Genomic DNA, 9,916 nt, shown 5'->3' with positions numbered 1-9,916 from the left:
GGCGACGTGGGCCCCGGCGGTCAGCGCCGCCGACAGCGCCAGCGCCGCCTCGCGATCTACCTGCGCGAGACGATCGTTGCGCAGCGACATCGCCACGCCTGATGACGACCGCACGATCGGCACGCTGTGCAGCTTGACCTCCATGCGCAGCGCCGTCACCGCCCGCTGCAGCGCGACGAGCAGCTCGAAGTCCTTCTCCCCCAGCACGATGTCGGTCGCGTGCGTCGCACCCGCCGCGGCGATGACGCTGCCGACCGCCGCGCCGATCTCCCCGGCGTCCTCGAGGTGGTCGATGCCGGTGGATACGCACACCCCGCCGCCGAGGCAACCGTGAAACACCACGTCAACCTTCTCCGCGGCGAAGACCTCCGGGACCTTCTCACCGGTATAGGTCACCATCACCACTGCCCCGAGCAGCGCACGCGCCGCGCGGATGAGCTGCACGTGCCCGGCGTGGATCCCCTCGCCCAGCGGCACGACCACGACGGATTTGCCCACCTTGCGAAACGCCCTGCCGTAGGTGGCTAGCTGCGTCGGGTCCGTCACCACCACGGCCGCGCCTGGTTCGAAAGCCACTTACTTTCCTTCCTGATTCGTTGTAAACATCGACCACAGCTCGGTCTCGGCGTCGCCAAGCTGCTGCGCCGAGCGCCTCTGCAGCTCCACGAACAGCGCGGCCACGCCCGGGTCATCAATCGCCTGGCGCATCCGTTCCAGCTCCGCGGGGCTTAGCTTATCGACGCTCCCACGCGGCGCCACACTGTACTCGTGGCCGAACGCCTCCAACGACTCCACGGCAGAAGACAGCAGGTCGAAGGAGTCGGCGCGCAGCACACTTTCGTGCGCCTGGATGCGCAGTGCGGCGGCGGCGCGCATCCGCTGACTGTCCGCGATTGTGTGCGACACCCCGCCGATCTCCGCGATGAGCAGGCCGATCACCGTCTCCCCGAGCTCATCGGCGGCCGATGTCACCCAGTGGTTGGAAAACACGTTGTGCGCCGCCATGACGATCGCCCCGCGCGTCTCGACGGCGTCGAGAAGCTGCGCTCCCTGCGCAAGCGCCGTGTGGATGAACAACTGGCGCGGCCGGACGTAGGCAGCGAACGCGTCCGCGAGTTCCGCGATGCGCACGGTGTCGGACATATCGAGAAGCACCGCGTCGACATCCGCGACGCTGCCGGGGTTGCGCGCGTCAAGGCCGCGCACCGTGTGGCCCGCGCGAGCGAGCGCGCGCGAGAGTTCCGTTTCCGTGACAACCGCACCAATGGTGAGGCGTGGCGCCATCTATTCAGCGTTCCTTTCGGCCCGCGCCAGAAGCTCCGCCACGGTCAGCGAGCTGCGGCCCTGCTCGTCGCGGCGACGGCGGCCCCCGTGCGCCTCAGGCTTCGGTGCGGGTTCGGGTGCCGGTTTCGGTGCAGGCTTGGGCGCCGGTTGCGCTGGTTCTTCGAACCTCTCCGCCTGCCGCTCGCTGATGAGCTTCGACAGGGGATTGTGGGCGTCATTGATCGTCTCGCGGCGCTCGCCGACCCGGCCCGCGACCGCATCGAACGTTGGTGCTCCCGCCGGGCGCGACGGCCCCGGCGCGGGTGTTGTGCGCTTGGGCGCCGGGACCGATTCACGCACGCGCTGCAGTTTCGCGGTGTCATCGGTCGACGGGCCCGAGGCAGGCTTGGTGGCCACCGGCTCGGGCTCCACCGGCTCCGCGACCTCCGCTACCGGCTCGGGCTCCACCGGCTTGGGCTCGGGCTCCGGCGCCACTGGCTCCGGCTCCACCTTGGACGACCCGGCTGCTTCCTCCAGCTCGGCGATGCGCCGGGCCTGGGCGCGCAGCGCGGCGGGCTCGTATTCGAAGTACCGCCCGGACAGTTCCTCGAGTTGCGCGCGCAGCCGGGCGAGCTCGGCCTGGATCTCGCGCAGCACCTCAACATCGACTCCGGAAGGCGCCTCGCCGCTGTGCGCGCGCTCGAGCAGTACCCGGTCCGCCTCGCCGCGCGCCTGCGCGGCGTCGAGCTCGGCCTCGAAGCGTTCGGAACGGGCCACCAGTTCGCGCTGCGCCTGATCGCGGTCGCGGCGCAGCCGGGTTACTAGGATGATCCCGGCAACGGCCGCCCACAAAGCGAGGATGAGGGAAACTTTGAGGACGTTCGCCGAGTTGGTAAACAGCATCACCACGGTGCCCACGATGGCGAGTGCGAAGGGCACGACGATCCACAAAGTAGCGTTGTCGCGTTTCGTGTTCTCGGCATTCATGGTCATCACCTTAACCAACCGCCTCGCCCTGAGTAGGTGGCGACACCTCGCAGGCGCGCTCCAACACGACCCCGGCGACCGCCAGCGCGAGCCCCCCGAGGGTTCCCGACAGCGTGCCGGGCAGGTCCGCTTGGGCGGCCGCGAGCAGGTCGAGGCGCGGTGCGATGTAGACGAGCAGGCCCGCAAACGCCCCGGCGCACACGGCTCCGGCCCAGGCGCTGGCTTTGCCCAGCAGCATGAAGTTCGCCGCCATCATGGGGTTGAGCTGGGAGCGGTCCAGGCCCACGTTGCCTTCCTCGCGTCGCTTTTTCACCATGTAGGCCACAAAGAGGCACACGGCGGCGACGATCCACAGCGGCATGGAGGCGCTCAGCCCGATGGTGCTCAGAGCCCCGTAGAACCTGCGCACGAGAATGAACACCGCCGCGGCCATGAACCCGGCGAGCGCCACGAGCGCGGGTATGGAGATCCTCGTCACAGCTTTCTCACCCCTTCCGCACCCAGCTTATCGACGATCCCCGCAACGCTTCGGCCCCCGAGCTGGGCATCCGGGTCGATCTCTAGCCAGGGCACGAGCACGAAGGCGCGTTCGTGGGCGCGCGGGTGGGGCACGGTGAGCTCGGGATTGCGTGAGGTGAAGCCGTCGATAAGCACGATGTCCACATCCAAGGTGCGCGGACCCCAGCGCTTCTCGCGGACGCGGCGCGCGCGCTGCTCGAGGCTCTGGCAGCGCCTCAGCAGCTCGATGGGGCTCTGCTCGACGTCGACGATGAGGACCTGGTTGAGAAAGTCGTTTTGCTCCACCCCACCCCACGGGGCCGTGGCGTAGAGGCAGGACGCGGCGACGAGTTCGTCGGCAAACTCATCGACGACGCTGGCCAAGTGCGCGCGGGAATCCTCGATGTTGGAGCCGGTGGAGAGCACAGCGCGCATGGCTTAACCTTTGAGGTTCTTTCGCGAGCGGCGCGCGATAACGGCGACGTCGTCGAACAGCAGCGGGATCGGCGCGTGCGGCTTGTGCACCGTGACCTCGACCGCGTGGAGGGCCTCGAACGATCCAAGCACAGCGTCGGCGATCTCGGAGGCGACAGTTTCCACGAGCTGGCGCGGGGTGCCGGCCGCGATGTCGTGGGCGAGCTGCGCCAGATCGGCGTAGTTGACGGTGAGGTTCAGATCATCTCCCGCCGCGGCGTCGGCGAAGTCGAGCCAGCACACGATGTCCAGGCTAAACCCCTGGCCGTGGCGCGTTTCGTGCTCGAGCACGCCGTGGTGGGCGTGGACGCGCAGGCCTTTGAGCTCGATGCGGTCAGCCACGGGAAGCCCCGTTCCAGGCCGCAGCGACATCGACGGCATCGCGCGAGGCGGCGACCTCGTGCACGCGCACGCACCACGCGCCCATCTGCGCGGCGATTGCGGTCACTGCGGCCGTGGCCGGGTCGGCGTCTTCGGGGCCGTGTTCCAGGCCGCGCTCGGCGCGGATCGCGGTGAGGAAGCGCTTGCGCGACGCCCCGACCAGCACCGGGTAAGGCCCCGCGATGAATTCGGGGAGCGAGGCGAGCAGGCGCCAGTTCTCCTCGGCGGTCTTGGCGAAACCCAGGCCCGGGTCGACGACGATCTGGTCGCGCTTGACGCCGGCGGCGAGCGCACCATCGATGCACTGGTTGAGCAGCGCGTGCACGTCGCCTGTGACGTCGCCGCCGTGGTCGGAGGCACCCGCTGCGTCGCCGAAGACGTCGGTGCGCCAGTGCATCAGGCAGACGGGCAGATTCGCCTCCGCCATCACGCGGTACATCTCCGGGTCGGCGAGGCCGGCGGAGACGTCGTTGATCATGTCCACCCCGGCGGCCGCGGCGACGCGCGCCGTCGAGGCGCGCATCGTGTCCACGGAGGTGCGAATCCCCTCCGCATGCAGGTGCTCGATGACGGGGCGCACGCGCTCGGCCTCCACCTCGGCCGGCACCCGGACCGCGCCGGGGCGCGTCGACTCCGCCCCGACATCGATGATGTCCGCGCCGCGGGCGACGAGCGTGCGGGCGTGATCCAGCGCGCTGTCGAGGTCGAGCCAGCGACCGCCGTCGGAAAAGGAGTCGGACGTGACGTTCACAATGCCCATCACCAGCGCCCGTCCGGGCACGGTCAGCTCGTCCACACCGGCCATGCAACTACCTCCTGATCAGGCTCAAAACCTCGGAGCGCGACGCCGCGTTGTGCTGGAACCCGCCGCGCACCGCGGACGTCGTGGTCACCGCCCCCGGCTTGCGGATGCCTCGCATGGCCATGCACAGGTGCTCGCACTCGATGACCACGATGACGGCCTGCGCGCCGAGCTTGTCCACCAGCGCGTCGGCGATCTGCGCGGTCAGGCGCTCCTGGACCTGCGGACGCTTGGCGTAGAGATCCGCCAGGCGCGCCAGCTTCGACAGCCCGGTGACCTTGCCGTCCGGGCCAGGGATGTAGCCGATGTGGGCCGTGCCGAAGAACGGCACGAGGTGGTGTTCGCAGGTGGAGTAGATCGGGATGTCGCGCACCAGGACGAGCTCCTGGTGGTTTTCCGCGAACGTTTTTTCCAGCACGTCGGTCGGCTCCGAGTGCAGGCCCGCGAAGACCTCCTCGTAGGCGCGGGCCACGCGCGCCGGGGTCTCGGCCAGGCCCTCGCGGTCGGGGTCCTCGCCGACGGCGATGAGCAGCTCGCGCACCGCGGCCTCGGCGCGATCACGATCAAAAGCCCTAGCGCTCATTGTCGTCCCTCACCCTGGGAATCTCCGTCGTCTCGGCGCTACCCGGGCTGGCTGGCTTAGCGACGTCCGCCGCATCACGCTTCGGGGTCTCCTCCGGCGCCTCGTGGCGCGCAGACTCCGTCGTCTTTTTCGTGTCGGTCCACGGGTGATCCGGCTGCTCGTTGTCCGGCAGCTTGAAGCCGATCGGGGCGTCCGGCTGCGCGTAGTTGCGCATGCCGGGGTGCTCGTTGGTTACCGTGGGCTGTGGTTCAGGCTGGGCCTGCGGCTCAGGCTGTGCGTGGCGGCCCGCACCCGGGTAGGTCCAGTTCGGCGGCGGTGTCGGCCCGCCGTAGCGCGGCTGCTCCACCACACGCTTGTCACCCGGTCGCCACTTCGTCGAGCCGGTTTTATCGTCCTTCTTCTCCGCCTCGCGCTCGGCCATGCGGCGCTTGCGCGCGTTGCGCGACATCTCCAGCAGGGAGACCTTCTCCGGCGGCTCTTCGCCGCGCTCCTTCGCCAGCTCCACCGGGGTTTTCACCGGCTCGCGGCCGGCCTGGGCGACAAAGCGCTCGTCGACAACCGGCAGGCCCGATTCGCGCGGCTCGATGCCGTCGAAAATCGCCTCCAAGTCCGGGCGGCGCAGCGTCTCCTTCTCCAACAGCTTCGTCGCCAGGGTGTCGAGGTAGTCGCGGTTGTCGGCGAGGATCGAGTAGGCGCGCTGGTGGGCGACGTCGATAAGCTCGTGCACCTCGCGGTCGATGGTCTCCGCGACCGCGGGCGAGTACTCGGCCTTGTTGCCCGCACCGTACATGGAGAAGGGATCGCCCTGCTCCATGCCGTATTTGACGGCGCCGAGCACGCTGGACATGCCGTACTCGGTGACCATCGCGCGGGCGATCTTCGTCGCCTGCTCAATGTCCGAGCTCGCACCCGTGGTGGGCTCGCCGAACACGAGCTCCTCGGCGGCGCGCCCACCCATGGCGAAGACAAGGCGGGCGAACAGCTCGTCGCGGTTGTACATGCCCTTGTCGTCCTCCTGCGCGGTCATGGCGTGCCCGCCGGTGCGGCCGCGCGCGAGGATGGTGACCTTGTAGACCCGCTCGATGTCTTTAAGCGCCCACGCGCTGAGCGTGTGCCCGCCCTCATGGTAGGCGGTGACCTTCTTTTCCTTCTCGGAGATGATTTTCGAGCTGCGGCGCGGCCCGCCGATGACGCGGTCGGTCGCCTCTTCGAGCGCGTCGGCGGTGATCACGTTGCCGCCGATGCGCGCGGTGAGAAGCGCTGCCTCGTTGAGCACGTTGGCCAGGTCCGCACCGCTCATGCCGGCGGTGCGCTTGGCCAGCGCGTCCAAGTCGGCGTCGGGGCCGAGCGGCTTGTCCTTGGCGTGGACCTTGAGAATCTGCTGGCGCCCGGCCAGGTCCGGGTTGGTCACCGGGATCTGGCGGTCGAAACGTCCCGGGCGCAACAGCGCTGGGTCAAGGATGTCGGGGCGGTTCGTCGCCGCGATGAGGATAACGCCCTCGCGGGGGCCGAAACCGTCCATCTCCACGAGCAGCTGGTTGAGCGTCTGCTCGCGCTCGTCGTGGCCGCCGCCTGTACCCGAACCGCGCTGGCGGCCAACGGCGTCGATCTCGTCGACGAAGATGATGCACGGGGCGTTCTCGCGGGCCTGCTTAAACAGGTCGCGCACGCGCGAGGCGCCGACACCGACGAACATTTCCACGAAGTCGGAGCCCGAGATCGAGTAAAACGGCACCCCCGCCTCGCCGGCCACGGCGCGCGCGAGCAAGGTCTTACCCGTGCCGGGAGGGCCGTAGAGCAGCACGCCGCGCGGGATCTTCGCACCGAGCTGCTCGTAAATCTCCGCGTCCTGCAAAAAGTCCACGACCTCTTGAAGCTCGTCGACCGCCTCGTCGGCGCCGGCGACGTCGGCGAACGTGTTCGTCGGGTTGTCCTTGGTCAGCTGCTTTGCCCGCGAGCCGCCGATGCCGAACATGCCGCCACCGGCCTGCATGCGGTACATCATGTAGAACAGCAAACCAAAGATCAGGATCATCGGCAGCATGAAACCGAGCATGGACAGCAGGAATGAGTCCTGCGTGACGTTGGTTTCAAAACTGTCCGCGCCCGAGGAACGCACCGCGTTGAAAATCTCCGGCGAAGTTCGCGCTGGGTACTGCGCCATGACGCTTTCCACGCCCTCGCGCTCGTCGACGGTGATCGGTTCGCGCAGGTCGATGCGCACGCGCTGCTCGCGGTCGTCGATCTGGACCTCTTGGGCGTTGTTGTTTTGCAACTGCTCTAAGGCCACGGAGGTGTCCACCGTTTGGTAGCTGCGGGTTTCATCGCCGATCAGCGTGAACAAGTAGAGCACGATTAGGGCGGTGGCGCCGAAGATGCCCCACCGCAGTACTTTGTTGTTGTCCATGTATTCCTGTTGTCTTAGATTTCGACGGATTCGGGCCCGGTGGCACGCCCCGGGGTGGGCTGCTCACCATTGTCGACGTCCGAATAAACGCGCGGGTGCAACGTGCCCACGAACGGCAGGTCGCGGTAGCGTTCCGCATAGTCTAGGCCGTAGCCGACGACGAACTCGTTCGGGATATCGAAACCGATATCGAGCAAGTCCACCTTGGCAGTCTGCACCTCAGGCTTACGCAGCAAAGTGATCACGTTCAACGACTTCGGACCGCGGCCATTGAGGTTCTTCATGAGCCAGGACAGCGTCAAGCCGGAGTCGATGATGTCCTCGACGATGAGCACGTCGCGCCCGGCAATGTCCTTGTCCAAGTCTTTGAGGATGCGCACCACGCCCGAGCTGGTTGTCGACGAACCGTAGGACGACACCGCCATGAACTCCAGCTGGCACGGAATGGAGAGCCGCCGCGCGAAGTCAGTGAGGAAGAACACCGCGCCCTTGAGCACGCACACCAGGATCAGGTCGTCGTCGGCGTCGCGGTACTTCTCTGAGACCAAGTCGGCCAGCTCCTGCACGCGGGCGCCCAGCTGATCCTCAGAGATGAGGATTGATTCAACATCATCACCGTAGGGGTGTGCCGGGACGTTAGCGTCCAAGGTGTCGTGCATCGCAGTCATGGGTGCCCTTTCTCAGCCCGAGGCGTAACTCCCTCATCTTGCCATTGACCAAGCCCGTTGGACAACCGCACCCCGGTGGCTGGTGCCCGGGATTCTTGTGTGTCGGAGTGTTAGGGGGTAAAAACCCTAGGTCGCGGTGCCGGTGGGCACGTTGACTGTGACATTGTGCTGGGTGAGATGTCACGGTCAGGATGTTTGTGGGGGCAAAACTGCAGGTCGCGGTGCCGGTGGGCACGCTGACCGTGACATTGTGCTGGGTGAGATGTCACGGTCAGGATGTTTGTGGGGGCAAAACCGCAGGTCGCGGTGGCGGTGGGAACGTCGACCGTGACATTGCACCGGGTGAGAAGTCACGGTCAAGGCGCGCCCGGGTACAAAACCCCAGGTCGCAACCACCAAACAACCGTCGACCGTGACATTGCACCGAACAGAAAACCGAACAGAGAACAGCTCCGCATCACCGAAGTTCGTCTAGCACCAGCCTGCCGGCAACCCGGCGCACACGTCGACACCCGCCGACGTCAATGCCCGCCTGCCCGTGCCAGTCGGTGATGAGCCGCTCGATGGAGCACAGTTGCGCGCCGTCGACACGCACGCCTGAATCGTGGAGCCAGGCAACGATCCGGCGACGGCGCAGTGGGGCGGGATCTTTGGCCAGTTCGACGCAGTCGGATGTGGCTGATGTATCGCACAGTTCCTCAATCAGTTCCCTATCCGCCGCGATGCGCCCGGCGGTCGCGGCGAGCGCCGGAACGCAGTCGCCGCCGATGAGTTCGTCGAGCTGCGGGATCACCCGGCGGCGCACGGCGACCCGGCGGTAGTTTTCGTCGACGTTCATCGGATCCTCCCACGGGGTGACCCCCAGCTCCGCGCAGGCGCCGCGGGTGTCGGCGCGGCGGATTCCTAGAAACGGGCGCAGGATTCTGTTGTCGATTCCCCCGCGCGCGGCCATGCCCGAGGGGTTGCCTCGCAGCGCGCCGAGCAGAAGCGTTTCGGCCTGGTCGTCGGCGGTGTGCGCGACCCAGACGTCGACGCCGAAGGACAGCAGTGCGGCGTAGCGCGCCTCGCGTGCGGCCGCTTCCAGGTTGTCCCCGCCAGCGTTGACGGCAATGACCGATGCCTTCACTCCCCAGGCGTTGGCCTGCTCCGCGGCACACCGCGCCACCTGGTCGGAGCCTTCCTGGAGCTGGTGGTCGACGATCATCGCGCGCACATCCTTGTCCTCGGCCGCGGCCGCGGCGACGAGGGCAAGGGAGTCCGCGCCCCCGGACAACCCGATTACCGCTGGGCCATGCAGGGCGCGCAGGGAGCGTCGACAAGCGAGAAAGTGCGGGGAGTAGCGCGGCCAGAACGGCTCCACTAGTACTTCCTCAGGGCCGAGGTCAAGGTGTCCATCGCGCGGCGCGCGGGCAGGATCTCGGAGTCGTTGGACAGCAGCGCAAACGTATACACGTTACCGTTTTCGCTGGTCACGGTGCCCGCGAGCGCGCTGGTGTAGTCGAGTGTCCCGGTTTTCGCGCGCACCCAGCCGCGGCCGGGCAAGTCCTCGAATCGATCGTACAACGTGCCCTCGCCGTGGGCGACGGGCAAGGTGTCGAGCAGCGGCGCGATCTCCCCGCCCTGGGCTGCTGAGAGAAGCACCGCGTCGAGCAGCGCGGGCGTGATCAGGTTCAGGGTGGACAGGCCCGAGGAGTCGGCAAGGGTGGTGCCGGCGGTGGTGAAACCGTGCTCGGCGAGCACGTCGAGTGTGGCCTGGGGCGCGGTGGAGCCGCGGTGGATCGCCACCTCGCGGCCAATGGCCTCCGCCATGACGTTGTCGGAGTCCTTCATCATCGCGCGCAGGCGCGTGACCA

General features: G+C 67.6%; 12 protein-coding genes. All 12 read right to left on the bottom strand.

Going from position 1 to position 9,916, the window contains the following annotated elements; translation table 11 throughout:
• Window positions 1-576: pantoate--beta-alanine ligase (locus tag HMPREF0298_RS07650; protein WP_006840577.1), on the bottom strand; the 576-nt coding region annotated here is incomplete at its 3' end.
• Entirely contained in the window at window positions 577-1,284 is a 708-nt protein-coding gene (locus HMPREF0298_RS07645) for a 6PGD fold domain-containing protein (RefSeq protein ID WP_006840576.1), read from the bottom strand. It lies immediately after the preceding gene.
• Window positions 1,285-2,250: a DUF6779 domain-containing protein gene (locus HMPREF0298_RS07640; RefSeq protein WP_157464419.1), complete on the bottom strand. Its 966-nt coding sequence runs from the start codon at window positions 2,248-2,250 to the stop codon at window positions 1,285-1,287.
• 10 nt (window positions 2,251-2,260) lie between these two features.
• Window positions 2,261-2,728: a DUF3180 domain-containing protein gene (locus HMPREF0298_RS07635; RefSeq protein WP_006840574.1), complete on the bottom strand. Its 468-nt coding sequence runs from the start codon at window positions 2,726-2,728 to the stop codon at window positions 2,261-2,263.
• Window positions 2,725-3,183 carry a 2-amino-4-hydroxy-6-hydroxymethyldihydropteridine diphosphokinase gene (folK, locus tag HMPREF0298_RS07630; RefSeq protein ID WP_006840573.1) on the bottom strand — a complete coding sequence of 153 codons (459 nt, stop codon included), beginning with the start codon at window positions 3,181-3,183 and terminating at the stop codon, window positions 2,725-2,727. The genes HMPREF0298_RS07635 and folK overlap by 4 nt, the downstream gene beginning before the upstream one ends.
• Before the next feature lie 3 nt (window positions 3,184-3,186).
• Window positions 3,187-3,564 carry a dihydroneopterin aldolase gene (gene folB, locus HMPREF0298_RS07625; protein WP_006840572.1) on the bottom strand — a complete coding sequence of 126 codons (378 nt, stop codon included), beginning with the start codon at window positions 3,562-3,564 and terminating at the stop codon, window positions 3,187-3,189.
• Window positions 3,557-4,408, bottom strand: coding sequence for a dihydropteroate synthase (gene folP, locus HMPREF0298_RS07620; protein WP_006840571.1), 852 nt, complete (start codon window positions 4,406-4,408; stop codon window positions 3,557-3,559). Before folP ends, folB begins: the two co-directional genes overlap by 8 nt.
• Window positions 4,409-4,412: 4 nt before the next feature.
• Entirely contained in the window at window positions 4,413-4,988 is a 576-nt protein-coding gene (gene folE, locus HMPREF0298_RS07615) for a GTP cyclohydrolase I FolE (protein WP_006840570.1), read from the bottom strand.
• Window positions 4,978-7,395 carry an ATP-dependent zinc metalloprotease FtsH gene (gene ftsH, locus HMPREF0298_RS07610; RefSeq protein ID WP_006840569.1) on the bottom strand — a complete coding sequence of 806 codons (2,418 nt, stop codon included), beginning with the start codon at window positions 7,393-7,395 and terminating at the stop codon, window positions 4,978-4,980. Before ftsH ends, folE begins: the two co-directional genes overlap by 11 nt.
• Before the next feature lie 14 nt (window positions 7,396-7,409).
• A complete protein-coding gene (gene hpt, locus HMPREF0298_RS07605) occupies window positions 7,410-8,054 on the bottom strand; it encodes a hypoxanthine phosphoribosyltransferase (RefSeq protein WP_083789542.1) in 645 nt (214 codons plus the stop codon).
• Between the two features lie 466 nt (window positions 8,055-8,520).
• Window positions 8,521-9,423: a tRNA lysidine(34) synthetase TilS gene (tilS, locus tag HMPREF0298_RS07600; protein WP_006840567.1), complete on the bottom strand. Its 903-nt coding sequence runs from the start codon at window positions 9,421-9,423 to the stop codon at window positions 8,521-8,523.
• The coding region (gene dacB / locus HMPREF0298_RS07595) for a D-alanyl-D-alanine carboxypeptidase/D-alanyl-D-alanine endopeptidase (RefSeq protein ID WP_006840566.1) at window positions 9,423-9,916 on the bottom strand (494 nt) is incomplete at its 5' end. The genes dacB and tilS, both read right to left, overlap by 1 nt.

Source organism: Corynebacterium lipophiloflavum DSM 44291, from assembly GCF_000159635.1.
Classification (GTDB): Bacteria; Actinomycetota; Actinomycetes; order Mycobacteriales; family Mycobacteriaceae; genus Corynebacterium; species Corynebacterium lipophiloflavum.
Note: the sequence above shows the minus strand (reverse complement) of the source record. Positions and strands in the feature narration are given on the sequence as shown.

Coding starts and splice junctions, on each gene's coding strand:
- HMPREF0298_RS07645 (WP_006840576.1), bottom strand. CDS start 1,284: ATGGCGCCACGCCTCACCATTGGTGCGGTTGTCACGGAAACGGAACTC.
- folE (WP_006840570.1), bottom strand. CDS start 4,988: ATGAGCGCTAGGGCTTTTGATCGTGATCGCGCCGAGGCCGCGGTGCGC.
- folK (WP_006840573.1), bottom strand. CDS start 3,183: ATGCGCGCTGTGCTCTCCACCGGCTCCAACATCGAGGATTCCCGCGCG.
- HMPREF0298_RS07640 (WP_157464419.1), bottom strand. CDS start 2,250: ATGAATGCCGAGAACACGAAACGCGACAACGCTACTTTGTGGATCGTC.
- folP (WP_006840571.1), bottom strand. CDS start 4,408: ATGGCCGGTGTGGACGAGCTGACCGTGCCCGGACGGGCGCTGGTGATG.
- ftsH (WP_006840569.1), bottom strand. CDS start 7,395: ATGGACAACAACAAAGTACTGCGGTGGGGCATCTTCGGCGCCACCGCC.
- hpt (WP_083789542.1), bottom strand. CDS start 8,054: ATGCACGACACCTTGGACGCTAACGTCCCGGCACACCCCTACGGTGAT.